The following is a 19,692-nucleotide window of genomic DNA, read 5'->3' as shown; positions in this document are numbered from 1 at the left end:
TGCTCGTCGTCGATGAACTTCACGACCGCGGAGATCGCTCACCTGCTCGACACCGGCCATCACGGCCCGACTTGTGGCGTCGAGCGGGTGGTGATCGACCCGAACGACGTGCGGGTCGGGGCCGGACAGCTGTTTGTGGCGTCCGCACATCCGCCACCGCTGGGCGACACCACGCTGGTGCTGGAGGATGACATCGCCCTTCGCGTGCCGTACCTGACCGAGCGATCGTGGGTGGGCGGTACGGCGGTCAACGGCCCCAGCACCGAGGCGATCGTGCGGGCGATGGCCGGCGACGCCCGGGGGCGGCCGGCCGACGGGCCTCGCGTCGGTGTGCTCGGTGCCGTGGCACCGTGGGCGACCGCAGCGCTGATCCGGGCCGGCCTGAGCGACACGACCGAACACCGCCTGCCCCCGCCCGGGCCACCCGACCTGCGGGAGCCGCCGGGAACCGAGCGCTTTCGCCTGCCGCTCGCGCTGTTGAACCACCCCGACGACACACCGCTGGCGGTGGTGCTCAACCGGCGCCACAAGGGATGCACCGGTACCGACGCCGCCCTGCTGGACCCAACGGCGCTCGTCATCACCGACCTGGGCGACCGCCACCTGGCCATGGTCGGGCCCACCGGGGCGATCACTTCCGCCCGAGAAGTGCTCGACCGCGTTGATCGCGATGCAACGCTGGTGATGCCCGAGGCGGTGGCCGACGCGCTTCGGGAGGAGGCTGGTTTCGAGGGGACCGCGTTCCCGGCGCTGAGCATCTTCGGAGTGCGACCCGGTCGGAGCGCCGGGAACACTGACGCGGGCATGGTTCACGTCGTCGGCCCATGGGGCGAGCTTGCGATCGGCGTGGGCCGAGACGGGGGTGCCCTGGCCCTACCGGTCGGTGCCGCCGTCGCTGTCGGGCTGGCTGCTGGCCGCCCGGTGGAGTCGGTCCGCTCCGGCGTCGAGGCCGCAGCGCAGACTCTCGCCCGCTCGATGGCGACGCGCCTGGCCGAGGGTCCGGTCGTGTGGGATCGAAGTGACGCGACCTCCTTTGGAGACGTGTCCGAAGCCATTGCAGCGCTGGCCGAACGGGAGCGCCCCGGCCAAATTTCTCGTACTCGGCCCGTTGGACGACGGTCCGACCGTGACCGATCGCCTCCATGCGCGGCTGGGAGCCCTGGCCACTCACCATCAGATCGTGGTCCGCTCCGCCGAAGCCTGGGGCTCGGGCTTCTCACCTTTTGAACACCCTCAAAACGAGGTGGACGACTTGGCTGCCGCAGGGCCCGGAGCCGTCATCCTGGTGGCCGGCGGTGGGCCAGAACTGCGCTCGGTCCGGAAGCGCCTCCTGGATCGAGCCAGGGTGACCACATGATCGGACCGAGATCGGCCCGTCAAACCCATCGCCGAGGTGGCGGACCTGGCCGAACGACTCAACGAACTGGGAGTACTGGACTCGTGGGATGAACGGCTTGGACGCAACGCAACCTATCGAGGGGTCGACTGGGACTCGGAACGCACCCAACCCGGCAACCTCCACGTCAACGTCCATCGCAACGCCCAGCGAGCACTGAGCGCGGTCCGTCGGGCCGTGACGGACGGTGCCAGCGCCGTCTGCTGGGCCACCGCCCCAGATCATCTGCCCGACGACCTGGAGGTGCTGATGCGGTCCATGGGCGTGCCGTTGTTGCGGGTCAGCGATGAACGACGGGCGTTCTCCTTGTCATCCGCGCTGCTCCAGGGGTTCCCCGCAGAGCGTCTCGACTCGATCGGGATTACCGGCACGAACGCCAAGACCACCACGGCGATCATGTTGGCGGCCTGCATGCAGCGGGCGGGCATCGCACACGCCCTGTCGACCAGCCTGATCGCTGCGGCGGGCGATGAAACGTTCCCCCCGGGGTTGAGCACGCCCGACGCCCCACAGATTCAAGAGTTGCTGGCTCGTGCCGTCGAGGTCGGTGCCACCCACGCCGTCGTCGAGGCCAGCTCGCAAGGCCTCAGTGATCAGCGCTTGGTCGACGTACCCTTTTCGGTCGGCATCTGCACGACGATCGGCTCGGATCACCTGGAGGTACACGGCTCCGATGCCGCGTACCGGCGAGCCAAGCGGCTGCTCTTCGACGGGCTCGGCCCTGCCGGGTTTGCCGTCTACAACGCCGACGAACCCGACGTGGTCGAGGTGGCAGCGGGGGCCGGGGCGTTCGACGTTCCCGTCGGTCGGAGCAGGGACGCGCTCGCCCTCCGCGACGGCGACCGGTTGACGCTGACACCTGCACTGGCCCGGCGGTGCGGACGGGAGCCGGGAACGATCAACGTGACAACCCCCGCCATCACGGGCCACGACGTCACGTCGGCAGCGCTGGCGGCAACCGCGGCGTTTATCTGCGGGGCAGGCATCGAAGCGATCGAGTCCGGGCTGGGCGACTTCGGCGGGCTGCCCCGCCGTCTGTCCGTGGTGGCCACCAGGCCCTTCGTCGTCGTCGACGACATGTTCAACGCCCATAGCGCCGGCACGACGGTGGAGCGACGGCTGCGGCCGCTCCGCCAGAACACCGCACGCTTCCTCTGCGGTGTGGCCGTCCGAGGCAACCGCGGGGTTGCGACCAACGCCGAGCAGGGCAACGTGCTGGGACGAGCCCTCATGCGCCTCAACGTCGACGAGGTGCACGTCACCCGCAGCATCGATGTGGTCGGCCCGGCCGACCATGCATCGGACGCCGAGTGCGACGCGATCGTCGCAGGCCTGGCCGCCTGGGGGTCAGGCCGACGGCGCACGCCCAGCTCGCGACCCTGGTCACCGCCATCTTTCAGGCCGCACGTCCCGGAGACCTGATCGCCTTCATCGGCCACACCGGCATGGAGCCCGCAGTCGGCATGCTTCGAGACCACCTGCGCTCGACCGGACGCCAAGGGCGACGCCGGGCGGCGTCCTTCATCGACGAACACGCCCAGCTCAGGACCTCCGCTGGACGTCCGCTCGGCGACGTTGCCCAAGGGAGACAGCCGTGAAGATCCTGATCACCAACAGAACCATGAGCATCCGAAACGGCGCGGAAACCTACGTGCAGGACCTGGCCATGGAACTCTTGGCGCAGGGGCACAGACCGATGGTCTACACCGCCGAGGTTGGAGCAACAGGACGCGAGCTCATCGATCTCACCATTCCCGTCACGGACGACCTCGACACGCTGGGCGTGCGGCCCGATGTCATTCACGGCCAACACTTCATGACGGCCATGACGGCGCTCGCCTATTTTCGAGATGTCCCCATGGTGGGCGTGAGCCACGGGTGGCGACCGTGGACGGAAACCCCCATACGGCATCCCAACGTCGTTCGCTATGTGGCCGTCGACGAGGCCGTCCGAGACCGACTCTCGCTGCAGCACGGCATCGAGGATGACCGCATCTCGATCGTTCACAACTCGGTCGATCTGGAGCGATTCCAACGAACCGCTGCGCCCGGAGAGTCACTGCGCCGGATGCTGTTGTTCTCCAACTACGTTCTGAAGGGGTCGCCGTACTTCCTCGCCGCCCATCAGGCAGCTGAGGAGTTGGGCGTTGAACTCGATGTCGTCGGCACCGGCACCAACTCGCAGACCTCGGCCCCGGAAAAGATCCTGGGTGACTACGACCTCGTGCTCGCCCAAGGGCGCTCCGCCATCGAAGCCATGGCCGCCGGGGCATCGGTCATGATCGGATCCAGCCGTGCGTTCGGACCCCTCGTTCGACCGGACAACGTGGAGCGGCTCCGAGAGCTCAACTTCGGCATCCGAACCCAGACCCTGCCGGTCGCTGCATCCACCATCACCTCGCAGCTGGCTGGGTACTCCGCCGCCGACGCTTCCGAGGTGTCGTCGTGGATCCGAGACCGGGTCGGCGTTCCGGATGCCGTCAGACAATTGATCACGATCTACGAAGAGGCGATCGGAGCCTTCGACCCGGCGTCGGAGGACGCCGACGAGGCCGCCCGAGCAACCGGCCGGTTCCTCACGCAAGCCACGGCTCAATTCCACGATGTACTTCATAAACCCCCCAACCCCAACCGCCGCCCCCCGGAGGAGGGCCAAACACACCCCAGGCCCCAACGCCACCGGGGGAACAACCCACAAACCCGGGGCGGCCCCGGGGGGCCGGGCGACACGGGCGGGGCGGCCAAAAAGCGGGCGCCCACAAAGGCACGGGGGAAAAACCGGGGGACCAACAACACCGGGGGCGCACCAGGAACCCCGGCCCCAAAGGGAAAGGGGGAACACGCCGGGGGCCCAACACCGCCGGGGGGGCCCCAACAAAAAAAACCGCGCACACCGAAGGGCCCCCAACCGGGGGCAAAGGCGCGGGGGAACCGGACCAAGGGGGGGGGGGCGGCCACGGGGGGGGGGGGGGGGGGGGGGGGGGGGGAGGGGGTGGGGGGGGGAGAGGGGCCCGGGGGGGGGGGGAAGCTTCAGGGAAAGGGGAGGGAGTCCAGGGGGGTACAACGCCGCACGCCCCCAGGCTCGACTCGATGCACGAGGCATGAAGCTTCAGGTCCGGGCGCAGGGGGAACGCAACGACCTCCGAGAACAACTCACCAAGGCCCGCTCCGACCTGGGGCGTGAACGCAGAACCGTCAAACAGTTGCAGCAACGAGTCGATGCTCAGCAGGCCCGTCTCGACGGACTCTTGGCCTCCCGGGCGGTTCGGGCCCAGCGCCGGGTGCGCTCGACCCCGGCGCTCACCAACGCCTACCGAGGGCTGTTGGGCGCACTCGGTCGCCGTTGAGGTCCGCCCACCTCCCGTTGTGTTCGACGATCTCACCCCCCGGGGGCTAGCATCGTCGGGTCGTTCCTCCGGCTTCCTCCACACCCTCGGCGAACCGGATGTGCCAAGCCCCGACATCGAGTACTCGTCGTCCCCCTTTCAGGAGCCCACCCGTGGCAAACATCAAGAGCCAGATCAAGCGCAACCGCCAGACGATCGTGATCCACGAGCGCAACAAGGCCGTGCGCAGCGAGCTTCGCAGCCGCATCAAGGCCGCGGTCACGGCCGCCGACGCTGGCAGCGACGACGCCGAGGCACTGGTGCGCGAGGCTCAGAGCCGCATCGACCGCGCCGTTCTTCGGGGCGTGCTGCACAAGAACACCGCTGCGCACCGTAAGGCCCGCCTGGCGAAGCACCTCGCCGACGCCCAGGCCTGAACCGCCGACGATCCGGCCGTTCGACGGCGGATCGAATTCACCTCAAAGCGCGATCGTCCTGCGCCGGTGTGCCACGCTCCCATGATGGATTGGTCTCCGCTCCACGCGGTTCTCTTTGATCTCGACGGTGTCATCACCCCGACCGCCGTCGTTCACCTTCACGCCTGGACCGAAATGTTTGATGAGTTTCTTGCCGGGTGGGGCAACCAACGGCCCTTCACCGACGCCGACTATGTCGACTTCGTCGACGGCAAACCACGCACCGACGGGGTGCGCAGCTTCCTGCACTCGCGAGGCATCGAGCTTCCCGAGGGCGAACCCGACGACCCGCCGTCCGCCGAGACCGTCACCGGGTTGGGGGCACGCAAGAACCTGCGTTTCAACGAGGTGCTCCAACGCGACGGCGTCATCGCCTACCCCGGATCGGTCACCCTGCTCGACCGGTTGGCCGACACCGACCTCGAGCTGGCGATCGTGAGTTCCTCGCGCAATGCCCGCCAGGTGCTGGACGCCGCAGGCCTCCTCGACCGCTTCGAAGTGATCGTCGACGGCAACGTCGGCGCCGACGCCCACCTGCCCGGCAAGCCTGCGCCGGACTTCTTCCTGCACGCCGCATCGCAGCTGGGCTGCGCAGCGGGCGACGCCGTGGTAGTCGAGGACGCCATCTCCGGCGTGGCGGCCGGAGCCGCCGGCCACTTCGGTCTGGTGATCGGCGTCGACCGGGGCGCAGGCGCCGACGCCCTCCGCACCGCCGGGGCCGACGTCGTGGTCGACGATCTGGCCGAGCTGCTGCCCAGCGCCCCGAAGGGCCAAGCCGACGAGACCTCATCGTGAGCCGCGGCCCCGGGAGCCCGGGCGAGGTCGACCCGGACTACCCCTTCGACATCGATGGCGCCCTCGACCCCGGCCGTTTCCCCATCGACGAATGGGCACTCGAGGAGACCGAGTTCTCCTCCGACGATCTGGGCACCACCGAGACGCTCTTTGCGGTGGCCAACGGTTACCTGGGCCTGCGGGGCAACGTCGAGGAGGGACGTATTGCCCACACCCACGGCAGCTTCGTCAACGGGTTCCACGAGACCTGGCCGATCCAGCACGCCGAGGACGCGTTTGGATTTGCCAAGGTTGGCCAGACCCTGGTGCACGTGCCCGATCCCAAGTTGATCAAGTTGTACGTCAACGACGAGCCCCTGCTGCTGTCCGAAGCCGACTGTGAGGAGTACTCCCGGCGCCTCGACTTCCGCACCGGCAGGTTGGAACGCGACCTGGTGTGGCGCACGCCGAGTGGGGTCCGCCTGCGGGTGCGCTCCACGCGGCAGGTGAGCTTCACCGAACGCCACCTGGCGCTGATGACCTTCGAGGTCACCATGCTCGAGGGGGTGGCGCCGGTGACGATCTCGTCGCAGCTGTTGAACCGCCAGGACGGCGAGGACGAGTACCACGTCGCCTTGGCCGCGCTGGGCGAGGGTGACGATCCCCGTCAGGCCCACGCCCTCGACCATCGCGTGCTGCTGCCCCGCCTGAGCAAAGTCCGGGGGGATCGGGCCTACCTGGGCTATCGGTGCGCCCACTCCGGGATGACCCTGGCCTGCGCCGTCGAGCATCAGGTCGAGTCCGAGGGCGACGCCCGGGTCGACACCGAGGCCGACGACGATCGCTCCAAAACGATCATCCACACACGCATGTCGCCGGGGCAGACGCTGAAGGTCACCAAGTTCGCCGCCTTCCACTCCTCTCGGGGTGTGCCCGCCGATGAGTTGGCCGATCGCTGCGCCCGTACCCTCGACCGCAGCGTCGAGCGGGGCGCATCGCTCCTGGCCGCCGATCAGCGACGCTGGCTCAACGACTTCTGGGCCCGCTCCGACGTCGAGGTGACCGGCCGGCCGCGAACCCAGCAGGCGGTCCGCTGGAACCTGTTTCAGCTGGCCCAGGCGACCGGACGGGTCGAGGAGCACGGCGTGGCAGCCAAGGGGGTGACCGGAGACGGCTACGGCGGCCACTACTTCTGGGATACCGAGATCTATGTGATGCCGTTCTGCTCCTACACCAACCCCCGACAGGCCCGAAGCCTGCTGCGATTCCGCTACATGATGCTGCCCAAGGCCCGGGAGCGGGCGTCGGAGCTTTCCCAACGCGGCGCCCTGTTCCCGTGGCGCACGATCAACGGGGATGAGGCGTCCGCCTACTACGCCGCCGGAACAGCGCAGTACCACATCAACGCCGACGTGGTTCACGCGGCCAGCCAGTACCTGGAGGCCACCGGCGACTGGGACTTCCTCACCCGGGAGGGGGCCGAGCTGGCGATCGAAACCGCTCGGCTGTACGCCGACCTCGGCTTCTACAAGCCCAACGGCACCAAGAGCTTCCACATCTTCGGGGTGACCGGGCCCGACGAGTACACCACCGTCGTGAACGACAACCTGTTCACCAACCTGATGGCCCGCTTCAACCTGCGGCGGGCCGCCGAGGCCATGGAGGTGATACGGGAGGCGGATCCGGTCGCGTACCAGCGCCTGCAGCGGGTCGTCGGCCTACGCGACGAGGAGATCGACGAGTGGCACAAGGCCGCGTCCGCCATGTTCATCCCCTACGACGACGTCCTGGCGGTGCACCCACAGGACGACGCCTTCCTCGACAAGGAGGTGTGGGACCTGCTCGACACCCCGGAGGAAAAGCGCCCCCTGCTTCTGCACTACCACCCGCTCGTCATCTACCGGCACCAGGTGCTCAAGCAGGCCGATGTGGTGCTGGCGATGTTCCTCCAAGGCGAGTACTTCTCCCAGGACGAGAAGCGGCGCAACTTCGAGTACTACGACCCGATCACCACCGGAGACTCGTCGCTGTCCGCCTGCGTGCAGTCCATCCTGGCCGCCGAGGTCGGCTACTCCGAGCTGGCGCTCGAGTACTTCAAACGGGCGCTGTTCGTCGACCTCGCCGACCTGCAGGGCAACACCGTTGACGGGGTACACGTCGCTTCGACCGGCGGGGTGTGGGCCACCTTGGTGCAGGGCTTCGCCGGCATGCGCGACACCTGGGGCGTGCTCAGCTTCGATCCCCGTTTGCCCGCCGACTGGGACCATCTGGGGTTCTCGTTGCACCGGCAAGGCGCACGGCTCCGGGTGGACCTGACCCAGAGCGAGCTCACCCTGACGCTGGTCGGTGGTGGGCCGCTGCAGGTCCGCGTGGTCGACCAGCGGGTGACCGTCAGCGGCGACGCCCCCACCGTGGTGACGCTGGAGGACCAGGGTCCGGTGATCCGGGGCCGGCCGCCTCGCCTGGCCGACATCGGGGTGGTGCCCCACGGCGCACACGACCTCGAGATCGACGACCTCCACCTTCCGGCCACCTAACGTCCGACACGCCCCAGCGCGAGGCTGACCCGCTGACCCGACGCATCGCAGACCGCTGGGGGCGCGAGCTAACCGATCCAGCCCTTCACCTTCTCGATCAGACGGGCCTGACCGTCGAGATCGTTGGCGATCGGCGTGACGTTGAGGACGGTGACGCCAGAGTCGGCGTACCGCTGGATCTGGTCGCGCACAAAACCCTCGTCACCGGCCAGCGAGGTTTCGGCCAGGAACGACTCCGGCACCGCCGCTGCGGCCTCCTGCTTCTTGCCGTCGAGGTACAGGTCCTGAATCTCGGCGGCGGCGTCCTCGTACCCGTAGCGCTGAAACAGGTTGTTGTAGAAGTTCTTGTCGCGTGCGCCCATGCCGCCCACGTACAGCGCCACCATCGGTCGGGCGAAGTCGCGGACCGCCTCGGCGCCCTCGCCGACCGCCAGCAGGCCGCCGGCGATCACGTCCATCGTCCCCAGCCCGGCGTCCCGCTTGGCTTCGCCGGCAGCCAGGTCGGCGCCCCACACGTCTGCGGCCCGATCCGGGTGATACAGGATGGGCAGCCAGCCGTCGGCGATCTCGGCGGTCATCGCCACGTTCCTCGGGCCCAGCGCGGCGACGTGGATCGGGATGTTGGGTCGGGGCGGCTTGGTGATGATCTTGAGCGGCTTGCCCAGGCCTGTGCCCTGGTCCTCGGGCAGCGGCAGTTGGTAGTAGCGGCCGTCGTGAACCACCGGCTCCTTGCGGGCCCACACCTGGCGGCAGATCTCGACGATCTCGCGGGTCCGTCCGACCGGCGCGTCGTAGGGAACGCCGTGAAAGCCCTCGATCACCTGCGGGCCGCTGGCACCGAGGCCGAGAATGCACCGCCCTTTGGACAGCTCGTCCACGCCGGCTGCGGTCATCGCCAGAAGGGTCGGGGTGCGGGTGTAGATCGGCAGGATGCCGGCGGCGATCTGCACGGTGTCGGTCTTGGCCGCCAGGTAGCCCATCAGGCTGACCCCGTCGTAGCCGTAGGCCTCGGCGACATAGACGATGTCCATGCCCGCCTTCTCCAGCGCCTGCACCTGGGCGACCGAATCCTCGAAGCCCCCCGAGTAACCGATCTGCATGGCCAGTTTCATGTCGTCCCCTTCAGTGTTGATCGAGATGGTCGACCAGGTGGGTGAGCCTGCCAGATTGGGCGACCGACGGTCGACTGCTGGATTGGCACCCCGGCGGCGACGGGGCTCAGCCGACCTCGAACCAGTCGGGGCGGGAGGCCAAACAGGCGGCCTCAAAGGCCTCGGCCAGCTCTTGGGCCCCGTCGTCGAGGATCGCCTCGCACTGGAAGTAGTGATCGGCCGAGTCGTCCCAGCGCAGCACGATCACCGTGGTTCCGAACGTGTCTTCGACGATCCGCACCACCCCCGCCGAGCCGGTGACGTCGCGTCGCTCGACCACGTTGTCGCCCTCGTCGAGCATGGTCAGGTAGCCGTCGGGGCCGGTGAGCCGCTCCTCCCAGTCGGTCACCTCGCACAGTCCGTCGCACCCGGCGTCAACCTTCATACGGGTGAAAAACCCGAGGTCGGCGTCGGCCTCCGGCTCGAACTGGACGCCGATGAACACCCTCGAGCTCCAGCCGATCGGGGCGACGAGCGACGCCGAAGCATCGCCGTTCTCGTCGAGGTCGAAGTTGGCCGACTCGAACTCCAGCTCCATCCCGGCCGGCACTGCGTCGTTGGCAGCGGTGGCGTCGACGCCGTCGCTCGGTCGTCCCGAGGGTCGGGCCGGGGGAAACGTGTCGACCGTGATGTCGTCGTCGCCGCCCGTCACGGTGACGGCAGGATCATCGGAGGGTTGGGCGGTGGTCTCCCCGAGCCCCGTCGAGCAGGCGGTGAACGCCATGATCGATGGCACCACCACCGAAGCGGTCCACGCCACCAGCTTGAGTCGTCGCATCAAAGGACCATAGGACGGCCCCGCCTCGAAGGTCGGCCCCCGGCCTGCACCCACCGCTCGATCGACCGGAACCTGGCGTCGGCGCCCGCTGTTGTGCATCGCCTACCGTGACGATCGGAGCGTAACGACGAGGGGGCGACGAGATGGCACACGACCTGGTGATCACGGGCGGCACGGTGGTGGACGGAACCGGGGCCGACCCGGTGCGCGCCGACGTGGCGGTCGACGGCGACCGCATTACGGCGGTCGGCACGATCGATGCCGCCGGGGCCGGACGGGTGATCGACGCCGAGGGCCGACACGTCACGCCCGGGTTTGTCGACCTGCACAGCCACCTCGACGCCCAGGTGGCGTGGGACCCGCAGATGAGCTCGTCGTGTTATCACGGCGTCACCTCGGTGATGATGGGCAACTGCGGCATGACCTTCGCCCCGATGCGGCCGGGCCAGGCCGAGGTGTTGGCCAACGCGATGGAGTCGGTTGAGGACATCCCGGCCTCGTCGATCCTCGAGGGGTTGAGCTGGGAGTGGGAGAGCTACGGCGACTACCTGAACGCCATCGACGCCGTGCCCAAGGGAATCAACGCGGGCGGCTACGTGGGCGACGTCGCCATCCGCCTGTACGTAGCGGGCGACGCCGCCTGCGAGCGCGACTTTGCCGCCACCCCCGAGCAGTTGACCCAGATGGCCGCCCAGGTGGACGAGGCGGTTCGCGCCGGGGCGTTCGGCTACTCGATCAGCCGCAGCCTCTTCCACCGGGTACCCGACGGGCGCAACGTCCCCGGCACCTGGTCGGACCCCTCGGAGTTCTTCGCCACCGCCGCCCCGCTGGGCACGATCGGTCGGGGCGTGCTCGAAAGCGCCCCCCGCTACAACTTCGAGAACGAGCCGGGCGACCGGGTGGACGAGGAACTGGCCTGGATGGCCGAGATCAGCCGCGCCCTCGGCAGGCCGTTCAGCTTCAACCTGCAACAGATCGCCAGCCTGGGCGACCACTACCGCCGGGTGATCGACCTGGCGGCGGAGGCCAATCAGGCCGGTTCGCAGCTGCGCCCCCAGATCACCCCCCGCAGCGTGGGCGTGCTGTTCAGCCTGGCCGCCAACACCCTGATCGACGACCTGCCGGCCTTCGCCGAGATCGCCGATCGGGACCTGGCCGGCCGCCTGGCCGCCATCCGGGACCCGGAGCGACGCGCCCGCATCATCGAGCAGGGGGCGGGCAAGGACGTCGATCCGTTTACCCGCATGTACCTGATGCCCGCCGATCAGCCGGCGCGCTACGACTACTCGAACGACGATTCGATCGCCGCCATCGCCGCCCGCTCCGGGATCACCCCGGTGGAGGCCTACGTCGATGCGCTCGATCGATCCGACGGCCGGGCCATCGTCAACTGGCCGGTGATGAACCAGGACTCGGGTGCCATCGAGGAGATGCTCACCGACCCGACCACCATCCTGGGGCTGGCCGACACCGGGGCGCACGCCACCCAGATCATGGACGCATCCCAGCCCACCTATCTGCTCAGCCACTGGGTGCGCGATCGGGGCGTGCTGTCGTTGCAGGAGGCGATCCGGCGGCTCACCTCCGACACGGCCAGCTTCATCGGGTACGTCGACCGGGGGGTGATTCGCGAGGGGGCCTTTGCCGACCTCAACGTGTTGGACCTCGACACCATGGCTCTGGAGCTGCCCGAGATCGTGCACGACTTCCCCGGCGGCGCCCCGCGGTTTGTTCAGAAGGCGAGCGGCATCGATCACACGATCGTCAACGGCCTGCCGTTCATGGAGGCGGGCCAACACACCGGCGAGTTGGCCGGCCGCCTGCTGCGCTCCACCGACGGCTAAACCCGCTGGCGACGCCGGCTCGACGCTCGCGTGGCCGGAGCGGTCGCCAACAACGCGTTCGGCGGCCCTACCCGCACGACCTGCGGTTGAGGAATACCGCCATCTGTGCCCGCGAGATCTTCTGATTGGGGGAGAATTCGTCCGGAGTGGTGCCGGCGGTGATGCCTTCGCGCACCAGCCAGGCCACCGCCTTGTCGGCGAACGAGTCGGTGTAGACGTCCCAGAACCCGTGGTCGAAGCCGGGGTACACGCTCCCGATCATCCGCCACAGGAACGTCGCCATCTGGGCTCGAGTCACCTGGTCGTTTGGAGAGAAGAAACCCGGCCGGGTACCCGTCGTGATCTCCTGTTCGGCAAGCCAGGCCACGGCCTTGTCGGCATAGCTGCCAGGCGGAACATCATTGAAGTCCTGTGGGCTATTCGCCGTAGGTTGCCCCGCGGTACGCCACAAGAACACCGCCATCTGACCGCGGGTTACCGGGGCATCGGGCGAGTACCTGCCCGGAGAGGTCCCTGTTGTAACACCCTGTTGCACCAGCCACAGCACCGCATTGCGGTACCAGGCCGAACCGGCCACATCGTTGAACGGGTTGGTGCCCCCAACCGCGCACTGCACCGGTTGGAGATTCCAGTTGAGCCTGACGGCGCCCGTGTCGCCCCCGTAGCCGCCGCACGATGAGTTCATCGAGGCGACCGCTGCGGCGCCGTGGGTTCTGACCGACGGCGGATCGAGCCAGGAGGAGTGCGCCGTCCTCGGGGTTCCAACGCTGCTGTGGCGGGCGACGACCGAACGCGATGAGGGCCTGGGGCACAACGTCGTGCTCACCAACTACGACGCTCGGCTGGTCGATGAGGTCACCGCCGACCCCGACCGGTACCGACGCCCCGCTGCCCGGCCCGAGGTCACGCCCAGCAGCATCGTGGTCGACCGGCTCGTGGAGTTGAACGAAAAGGTCGATTAATCGTGTCCGGCGGGCGCCAGGAGGCGGCCGAGGGCGACGGAGTTGGCGGCCTCGCGGGCCACAAGTCGTTCCAGATGATCCGGGAGTTCCCCGGCCCGGGAGACCGCACGGTGCATGGCCCGGACCGCTCCCTCAGCGTGTGGCACTCCAACCGGGAGCGCCGGCATGGCCCCGGCCAGGTCGTCTGAAAGGTCGCCCATCTTGGGCGAGTAGTCGACCAGGATGGCCGGACGGCCGTGGAGCAACGCCGCGACGGCGCCGTGATATCGCATGGTGAACACGGCACGGGCTCGGCCGACGGCGCCCAGGACGGTGTCGACGGTCGGCTCCACAAGTTCGCTGTCGACCGCGATCCGTTCCGCCAGCTGTCGGTGAAGCTCGCCGTCCTGGTCCGCCTCGAACGCAACGAACCTCACCCCGAGCCCCAAATCGGTGGCCACGGCTTCGATGGCGCTCGACATGTGACCCAACCAAGCGTCGTCGAGCGGCGGGGCCGTCGACAGGGTTCGTTGTCCGGGCAGGTTGGGCCGCCGCACCGAGACCGCCAGCACCTCATCGGTGATGCTGGGATCCTCGACCCCGTCCCAGGCGATGACGGGGTCGGCGGCCAGGTCCGAGCCGATCCCCAGCCTCCGAAGCCGTTCCTGGGAGGCCGGGTCACGAACGGTGATCGCCCGAGCACCGACCATCATCCGTCGAACCAGCTGGCGGCCGGTGCGGCGGCTGACGGTGCCGACGCCCAGGCCGACGCCGGCCCACGGCAGGTGGAGGAGCCGGCCGAGTGCGAGCCGACCCAGGTGAAATGGCAGGTTGAGCGGGCCGGTCTCATCCTGGATGAGGCCTCCCCCGCCGAAGGCCACTCCGTCGACCGTGCGCAGCATCCGGATCAGGCCGGGGGTGTCCCGAACCCGGTGGTGTTGTACGCCGGCGATTCCAAGGAGGCCGTCCGTGCGCTCCAGATCGATGGTGATCGCCACCGGTTCGGCTCCGAGATCGGCCAGTTGGCCACAGACGGCCCGGGCGATCAGCTCATCTCCCAGGTTGGTCGAACCGATCCAGCCGGCGACGGCAACCTTCGCATCACCGGTTCGGCGCGACCTCGAGCGATCCGTCGAGGGTCCACACGGTCGAGGATCTCCGGTGGGCGTCACTGGGAGGCCGTTTCCCGGCTTCTGCCCCAAAGCGCCCAGACCAGCACCGGCAGCATCGCCACCGTGGCCACCACCCGCTCGATGGTGGCGGCGAGAAACAGCAGTGCCGCACTGGCACCGATCAGTTCGGCGACCCCGCCGACCAGCGCCTCGCGTGCGCCGATGCCCGACGGGAAGATTCCCAGCGCCGCGGCCGCCGGGACGGTGAACGCCGTCGACATGGCCCCGAGCCACCCCAACTCCGCGCCGAGCAGCAACGCAATCAGCCAGAACCGAGTCGCTCCCACCACCACCTTCACCAGCTCGACCGCCATGAGCGAACCCATCTGGACGGTGAGTGCCGACCGCGGGCGAACCGTCCAGCCGATCACCGCGAACGTCGCGCCGCCGAGCACCCCCAAGCCTCCGACCCACCACCGGTCTGCGACCGCCATCAATGCCAACCCCGACACGGTCAAGCCATTGGCGAGCCACCAGATCCCCGTGATCAGCTGGGCTCGGGCGGCGGGACGCTGAGGAGCACCCCGAGAGGCCAGCACGCGGTGACGCAACACCGGCCCTCCGGGCAGTGGCAACAGGTTGGCCACGTTGGCCCGGCTGACCTGGCGCACCGACTCGACCGGCGGCAGGTCCACCCCCACCATGGCCCCTTGGATGACGAACTCAGCCCCGTCTGCCGCCAGTACCAGCGGAACGGTCAACACCGCCACCGCGATGAGGGCCGGCACCGACACATCATCGAACTGGGCCCCCTGCCAGGCCCGCCAGGAAACCAGGACCACGAGCAGGGTGCCCGCGGCGGCCGCAGCGGGGCGCACCCCTGGAATGGCCGACAGGCGCTTGGACCACGCACCCAGCGTTGCGACCGCTCGTCCGGCGGTCCATTCCAACCTGGACCGCCACGCCGAGCTTGAAGACAGGCGCGTCACGTCCTCACGCTAACCCTCCTCGCTGCGGTACCTTCAACCTCGCACGGCGCACCAGGAGAACGCGACTACCGTGACGATCGCTCCAGCGGGCCGCCGGGGCCCCCAAACCGGCAAGAGTGGAGATCGCGGGTGCGTGACCGGTTGACATCACACACGTTGCGCCACTGGCGATCGTGGGCCGTGTGGATCGCCACGATGCTTGCCGTCCTGGCGTTCATCGGCTTCATCGCGCTGCAGGTGCCGGGCATGGGCCTGGACGAGGGCGCCCACATCACCCACGCCGAGAAGCTGCGACAGGGACACCTGGCCTCCCACGACGACACGATGAGCCCCGGGCTGTCGTCGACCATCCGCTGCGACCGGTATCGGGTGTGGGGCAGCGCCCTCAACCCCGGCTACCCCTCCGGAGCTCGTTACGAGTGCTTTTCCCCTCAGAAGCTGGTCGAGTCGGACGGCCAGTTTGCTGCTCAGCAGGCCCAGCACACGCCCGTCTACTACCTGCCGTTGGCGCTGGCCACCAAAGTGGTGGACAAGTTGACCGACCTCGACCCGCTGGTGGACACCTATCGCGTCGCCGGGTTGATGTTCACGGTGCTGTCCGCCGCCTCGCTGCTCTGGCTGGGCGCCCGGCTGCGGGTGTCGCCGGCGATCGCGGCGGCAACCACGCTCGTCATCGTCGGCACCTCCGGCTTCGTGATGGCCAACTCGTTCGTCACCAACGATGTGCTGGCCATCCCCGCGGGCGTGGCGCTGCTGCTGACTGCCCGACGCGTGTTGGACGGTCGGTCATCCGCCTGGCTGTTGATGGCGGTGTCCTTCGCCGTCGCCATCGCCAAGCCGACGTTTTTGCCGGGGCATCTGGCCTGCATGCTCTACCTGTCGCAACGGCTCGAACCTGGCGATCCTCGCCTGCGGGACTTCGGCGGCCGTCCAAGCCGAGCAGCACTGGTGAGCTACGGACGAAACACGCTGAAACGCCTCGCCCCCATCGGTGCGGTCGGCGCGGGCCTGGTGGCGGGCCTTGTCGCTTTTCAGGTGTGGGTCGGTCGCTTCGTCCCCGGCACCAAGGAACTCTCCGACTACTACGCCACCCGCATCTTCCAGGCCGACTACCTCAAGGGCATCGCCAACACCCTGCAGAACCCGCTCACGACCGAACGGCCGGTCAGCTTCATGGACCCCAGCTATGGGCTCGTGGCGATGACCGTGCTGGAGGCCGCAGTGCTGTGGGGCACCGTCGCGGTGGCCTTTGGGTTGTTTCGTCGAGCGGGTCGAGAGCCGGCGCGCCTGGCGCGCAGTGCACTCGGAGCCATCGTGCTTGGTGCCCTGGTGTTGTTCCTTCAAGGGGCGCTGCGTGGCAACGCCCTGTCATCGGCCAACACCAGATATCTGCTGCCGGTCGTGCCGTTCATGTTTGGAGCGATCGCCATGACCAGCGATCGGTTGTGGAACCGTTACGCCGCGAGAATTCCCAAGGTCACGCTGACCGTGGGGGTTGTGCTGGTGCTCGCCGTGCAGGTGGTCGCCGTCGACCACACCGCCGAACCTCGACTGAACAACGCCTGGACGAGGCGGCAGACGGGGGTGCTGGCCTCGTTCATCAACGACGAGGTCGCCGCCTCCAACACCGGCGACGCACCGACGTCGTGCATCCGCACCGGAGACACCGTGGCGGTCGTTCCGTTCATGCCGGCGCTGTACGCCATGACACCGGGCATCGAGGCACCGGTCGACGCCGACGCCTACTGGATGACGTCGCTGCCCCGCGACCGACGCAAGGAGCCGTTCGCTGCGCTGACCGACTCCGACGTGGACGTGGTGATCGTCAGCTCACCGCTGCTCGTCACCTATGAGCGCACCGCAGCCGCCCGGGTGGCTGCGGAGTGGACGCGCTGCGCCCGCTGGCAGCCGATTGGGCTCGGAGTGGCCCACCCGCCGTTCGAGGTGTACGTCCGCCCGAACGAGAAATGACCCCTGGGCAGGGGACGATCAGGCCGCTCTGACGGCCTTGCGGGCCGCTTTGGCCTCGTCCTTGGTCAACAGCCGGAGCTTGGCGCGATCGATCTGGCCGATGTTGACGCCGTTGGTGAACAGCACGTTGAAGCGCACCCAGGTAAACCCGGTGACCATCATCACCTTGCCCAGCGTGCCCGCAGGGATACCGGGCAGATCCTCGATCAACTCGACGACGTCGTTCTTGACGATGTCGCGGGCCTCATCTGCCGGGGTGATGATTCTGGGTGCCACGGGTGCTCCGCTCGAACTCGGTGGGGTGTCGGTGGCCTTGCGGCCACACCAACTGTAGCCATGAGGAGCGTGGCCCTTCGAGACAACGACTGCACACACGAACGGGCAGCGGGTTTGGCAGTGGTCGTTCGGCGCTGAGATCCCCTCGGGCTAAAACGGCTCGAAGTGCTCGTGGTGTCGATCGTCCTGACCGACCTTCTCGAGCACGCAGAGGTTCTCGGCCCGAAGCCGAAACCCCGACCGGTCACGCCCCAGCGAGCCGTTGGCCACTCGCTTGGCCACCTTGTACATCCGGCGCGGAAGACCCACCTCGCTCAAAGAGTCGACGTGCACCAGCCGATAGTTGCGGTTCTGGCGGATGAACCCGGCCAGCTTGCGCAGGCTCGGCATCCACAGGTCGTGCAGCGCAACCGCACCGCCCACTTCCAGCATGCGGTCGACGTAGAAGAAGTCGATCAACGCCGAGTCGAACAGGTGTCGTCCGTCGATGAACGCGAAGTCGAGCTTGGTCTTGGCGCCCGCCAGCTTGGGCAGCCGGTACTCCGACAACTCGACGTAGGTGTCGACGACGTCGTCGAGCCCGGCGCGTTCAACGTTGAGCGTGCCGATCGAGTGGTAGCCGCTCACCTGTCGCGGATCGATGGCGATGTGGTGACCGCCGTCGACCCTGGCCACCGCATCGGCCAGCCACAGCGTGGACACGCCATAGGCCATGCCGGTTTCCAGGCTCTGGGAATAGCCCCGCCCGACCATGAAATCGTGGATGGCCCGGCCCTCGCCCTCGAGGATGGACATCGGCCTGATCGGGTACTCGGTTCCCTCGGCGTCGGTGACCATCCCGCTGCGGTGGATGGCCACCACTGCCGGCTCGGCGGTCCCGTCACGCGGCGCCGGGCGCAGCACCGTCGATGTTCCCGCCGTGGGGCCGGGCCGGCGGAACCGTTGCACCGACGGGTCGGCGCTCATGACGTGCCCGGATCGGGGGGCAGCCCCAGCACCCGCTCGCCCAGAATGTTGCGCTGCACTTCACCGGTGCCGCCGCCGACGGTCAGCGCCCGGGCGAACAGGTAGCCGTAGTGCCACAGCGCCACCGGGCGGCCCAACGGTCCCCCGTCGGTCAGCATGCCCGCCGGACCGGCCAGGTCCTTGGCCAGCTCCATCACCGCCTGGCCGTGTTCGTCGGCGAGCACCTTGCGCACCGACGCCTCCGGCCCGGGGCTCTTGCCGGCGACCACCGCCGAGATCGTGCGCATGCGGATCAGCCGCAGCACCTCGCCTTCGATCCAGGTCTGGGCCAGGCGCTGGCGCATCACCGGATCGGCCACCCCGCCGGCGGCCCGCACCTCGTCGTACAACGCCTCGGTCTGCGGCCCCTGCCCCCACAGCACGCCGCCGGCCGACAGCGACACCCGCTCGTTGGCCAGCGTGATCTTGGCCAGCGCCCACCCCTGGCCGACGTCGCCCACCCGGTAGGCATCGGGCAGCCGAACGTCGGTGAGGAACACCTCGTTGAACGTGTGGGCGCCGGTCATCTCGGTGATCGGCCGGATCTCGATGCCGTGGGCATCCATCGGACACACGAAGTAGGTGATGCCGGTGTGTTTTGATGCGCCACCTGCACCGGGTGTTTCTGTTCCTGGTGGAGGCCCGGTGCGGGCGATCAGGATGCCCCAACGGGCGTGGTGGGCCAGGCTGGTCCACACCTTCTGGCCGTTGATCACCCACTCGTCGCCGTCGCGCACCGCAGCGGTCGACAACGCCGCCAGGTCCGACCCGGCGCCCGGTTCGGAGAACAGCTGGCACCACAGGTCCTCGCCCGACACCAGGCCGGGCAGCCAGCGCTGCTGTTGTTCGTCGGTGCCCGCCTCGATCAGCGTCGGCCCGGCCCAGCCCAGCCCGATCGGGTTGGAGGGCCGCTTCACGCCGGCGGCGCGGAACTCCTCGTCGATGATCAGCTGATGGATCGGGTCGGCGCCCAGCCCCCACGGCTCGGGCCAGTGGGGCACCATCAGCCCGGCCTGGCCCAGCTGGGCCCCCGTCGGCCTGGGGTGTTCGGCCAGGAAGTCCCGCACCGCCCGACGCCGAGCATCGTCCTCTCCCGGGAGCGCAAAGTCCATGGGC

18 protein-coding genes are annotated in these 19,692 nt (G+C 68.6%); 10 read left to right on the top strand and 8 right to left on the bottom strand.

The genetic code is table 11. The annotated features are described in order from the left end of the window. Positions 1-12: 12 nt before the first annotated feature. The 7 genes from IPN02_18720 to IPN02_18690 all read left to right on the top strand — a co-directional run bounded on the left by IPN02_18720 (position 13) and on the right by IPN02_18690 (position 8,509). The gene (locus IPN02_18720; protein ID MBK9298822.1) at positions 13-1,227 is read left to right on the top strand and encodes a hypothetical protein; all 1,215 of its coding nucleotides are present in this window, start codon (positions 13-15) and stop codon (positions 1,225-1,227) included. Between the two features lie 166 nt (positions 1,228-1,393). Beyond that, positions 1,394-2,818, top strand: coding sequence for a hypothetical protein (locus IPN02_18715; GenBank protein MBK9298821.1), 1,425 nt, complete (start codon positions 1,394-1,396; stop codon positions 2,816-2,818). Between the two features lie 199 nt (positions 2,819-3,017). Continuing rightward, the gene (locus tag IPN02_18710; GenBank protein MBK9298820.1) at positions 3,018-4,580 is read left to right on the top strand and encodes a glycosyltransferase family 4 protein; all 1,563 of its coding nucleotides are present in this window, start codon (positions 3,018-3,020) and stop codon (positions 4,578-4,580) included. Further along, positions 4,498-4,743, top strand: a complete 246-nt coding sequence (locus IPN02_18705; protein MBK9298819.1) for a hypothetical protein — start codon at positions 4,498-4,500, stop codon at positions 4,741-4,743. Before IPN02_18710 ends, IPN02_18705 begins: the two co-directional genes overlap by 83 nt. A gap of 152 nt (positions 4,744-4,895) precedes the next feature. Further along, entirely contained in the window at positions 4,896-5,159 is a 264-nt protein-coding gene (gene rpsT, locus IPN02_18700) for a 30S ribosomal protein S20 (protein ID MBK9298818.1), read from the top strand. Between the two features lie 84 nt (positions 5,160-5,243). Continuing rightward, positions 5,244-5,993 (top strand): beta-phosphoglucomutase family hydrolase, encoded by a 750-nt coding sequence (locus IPN02_18695; GenBank protein MBK9298817.1) that lies wholly within the window; start codon positions 5,244-5,246, stop codon positions 5,991-5,993. Next, a complete protein-coding gene (locus tag IPN02_18690) occupies positions 5,990-8,509 on the top strand; it encodes a glycoside hydrolase family 65 protein (protein MBK9298816.1) in 2,520 nt (839 codons plus the stop codon). The genes IPN02_18695 and IPN02_18690 overlap by 4 nt, the downstream gene beginning before the upstream one ends. Positions 8,510-8,577: 68 nt before the next feature. Here IPN02_18690 and IPN02_18685 read toward each other — a convergent pair whose 3' ends face one another. Both IPN02_18685 and IPN02_18680 read right to left on the bottom strand, forming a co-directional pair. After that, positions 8,578-9,621: an LLM class F420-dependent oxidoreductase gene (locus IPN02_18685; GenBank protein ID MBK9298815.1), complete on the bottom strand. Its 1,044-nt coding sequence runs from the start codon at positions 9,619-9,621 to the stop codon at positions 8,578-8,580. 106 nt (positions 9,622-9,727) lie between these two features. Then, entirely contained in the window at positions 9,728-10,438 is a 711-nt protein-coding gene (locus IPN02_18680; protein ID MBK9298814.1) for a hypothetical protein, read from the bottom strand. A gap of 143 nt (positions 10,439-10,581) precedes the next feature. Between IPN02_18680 and IPN02_18675 the strand changes: the two genes are divergently transcribed. Further along, on the top strand, positions 10,582-12,282 hold the full coding sequence (locus tag IPN02_18675) for an amidohydrolase family protein (protein MBK9298813.1): 1,701 nt from the start codon (positions 10,582-10,584) through the stop codon (positions 12,280-12,282). Between the two features lie 67 nt (positions 12,283-12,349). On the opposite strand, the gene IPN02_18670 is transcribed toward IPN02_18675, so the two are convergent. Continuing rightward, positions 12,350-12,967: an S-layer homology domain-containing protein gene (locus IPN02_18670; protein MBK9298812.1), complete on the bottom strand. Its 618-nt coding sequence runs from the start codon at positions 12,965-12,967 to the stop codon at positions 12,350-12,352. 133 nt (positions 12,968-13,100) lie between these two features. On the opposite strand from IPN02_18670, the gene IPN02_18665 reads away from it, so the two are divergent. Continuing rightward, positions 13,101-13,244: a hypothetical protein gene (locus IPN02_18665; GenBank protein ID MBK9298811.1), complete on the top strand. Its 144-nt coding sequence runs from the start codon at positions 13,101-13,103 to the stop codon at positions 13,242-13,244. Here the strand turns inward: IPN02_18665 and IPN02_18660 are convergent. Both IPN02_18660 and IPN02_18655 read right to left on the bottom strand, forming a co-directional pair. Further along, on the bottom strand, positions 13,241-14,395 hold the full coding sequence (locus tag IPN02_18660; GenBank protein MBK9298810.1) for a polysaccharide pyruvyl transferase family protein: 1,155 nt from the start codon (positions 14,393-14,395) through the stop codon (positions 13,241-13,243). The two genes, IPN02_18665 and IPN02_18660, sit on opposite strands and share 4 nt — an antisense overlap. Further along, positions 14,392-15,324: a hypothetical protein gene (locus IPN02_18655; protein MBK9298809.1), complete on the bottom strand. Its 933-nt coding sequence runs from the start codon at positions 15,322-15,324 to the stop codon at positions 14,392-14,394. The genes IPN02_18660 and IPN02_18655 overlap by 4 nt, the downstream gene beginning before the upstream one ends. A gap of 195 nt (positions 15,325-15,519) precedes the next feature. Between IPN02_18655 and IPN02_18650 the strand changes: the two genes are divergently transcribed. Beyond that, entirely contained in the window at positions 15,520-17,295 is a 1,776-nt protein-coding gene (locus IPN02_18650; GenBank protein ID MBK9298808.1) for a hypothetical protein, read from the top strand. An 18-nt stretch (positions 17,296-17,313) separates the two neighbouring features. Here IPN02_18650 and IPN02_18645 read toward each other — a convergent pair whose 3' ends face one another. The 3 genes from IPN02_18645 to IPN02_18635 all read right to left on the bottom strand — a co-directional run bounded on the left by IPN02_18645 (position 17,314) and on the right by IPN02_18635 (position 19,688). After that, the gene (locus tag IPN02_18645; protein MBK9298807.1) at positions 17,314-17,571 is read right to left on the bottom strand and encodes a hypothetical protein; all 258 of its coding nucleotides are present in this window, start codon (positions 17,569-17,571) and stop codon (positions 17,314-17,316) included. 150 nt (positions 17,572-17,721) lie between these two features. Then, positions 17,722-18,537: a class I SAM-dependent methyltransferase gene (locus tag IPN02_18640; protein MBK9298806.1), complete on the bottom strand. Its 816-nt coding sequence runs from the start codon at positions 18,535-18,537 to the stop codon at positions 17,722-17,724. Next, positions 18,534-19,688 carry an acyl-CoA dehydrogenase family protein gene (locus tag IPN02_18635; protein MBK9298805.1) on the bottom strand — a complete coding sequence of 385 codons (1,155 nt, stop codon included), beginning with the start codon at positions 19,686-19,688 and terminating at the stop codon, positions 18,534-18,536. The genes IPN02_18640 and IPN02_18635 overlap by 4 nt, the downstream gene beginning before the upstream one ends. Between the last annotated feature and the right edge of the window lie 4 nt (positions 19,689-19,692).

The organism is Candidatus Microthrix subdominans (assembly GCA_016719385.1).
Taxonomy (GTDB): domain Bacteria; phylum Actinomycetota; class Acidimicrobiia; order Acidimicrobiales; family Microtrichaceae; genus Microthrix; species Microthrix subdominans.
Note: the sequence above shows the minus strand (reverse complement) of the source record. Positions and strands in the feature narration are given on the sequence as shown.

Coding starts and splice junctions, on each gene's coding strand:
- IPN02_18720 (MBK9298822.1), top strand. CDS start 13: ATGAACTTCACGACCGCGGAGATCGCTCACCTGCTCGACACCGGCCAT.
- IPN02_18710 (MBK9298820.1), top strand. CDS start 3,018: ATGAGCATCCGAAACGGCGCGGAAACCTACGTGCAGGACCTGGCCATG.
- IPN02_18705 (MBK9298819.1), top strand. CDS start 4,498: ATGAAGCTTCAGGTCCGGGCGCAGGGGGAACGCAACGACCTCCGAGAA.
- IPN02_18695 (MBK9298817.1), top strand. CDS start 5,244: ATGGATTGGTCTCCGCTCCACGCGGTTCTCTTTGATCTCGACGGTGTC.
- IPN02_18685 (MBK9298815.1), bottom strand. CDS start 9,621: ATGAAACTGGCCATGCAGATCGGTTACTCGGGGGGCTTCGAGGATTCG.
- IPN02_18680 (MBK9298814.1), bottom strand. CDS start 10,438: ATGCGACGACTCAAGCTGGTGGCGTGGACCGCTTCGGTGGTGGTGCCA.
- IPN02_18675 (MBK9298813.1), top strand. CDS start 10,582: ATGGCACACGACCTGGTGATCACGGGCGGCACGGTGGTGGACGGAACC.
- IPN02_18670 (MBK9298812.1), bottom strand. CDS start 12,967: ATGAACTCATCGTGCGGCGGCTACGGGGGCGACACGGGCGCCGTCAGG.
- IPN02_18650 (MBK9298808.1), top strand. CDS start 15,520: ATGCTTGCCGTCCTGGCGTTCATCGGCTTCATCGCGCTGCAGGTGCCG.
- IPN02_18640 (MBK9298806.1), bottom strand. CDS start 18,537: ATGAGCGCCGACCCGTCGGTGCAACGGTTCCGCCGGCCCGGCCCCACG.
- IPN02_18635 (MBK9298805.1), bottom strand. CDS start 19,688: ATGGACTTTGCGCTCCCGGGAGAGGACGATGCTCGGCGTCGGGCGGTG.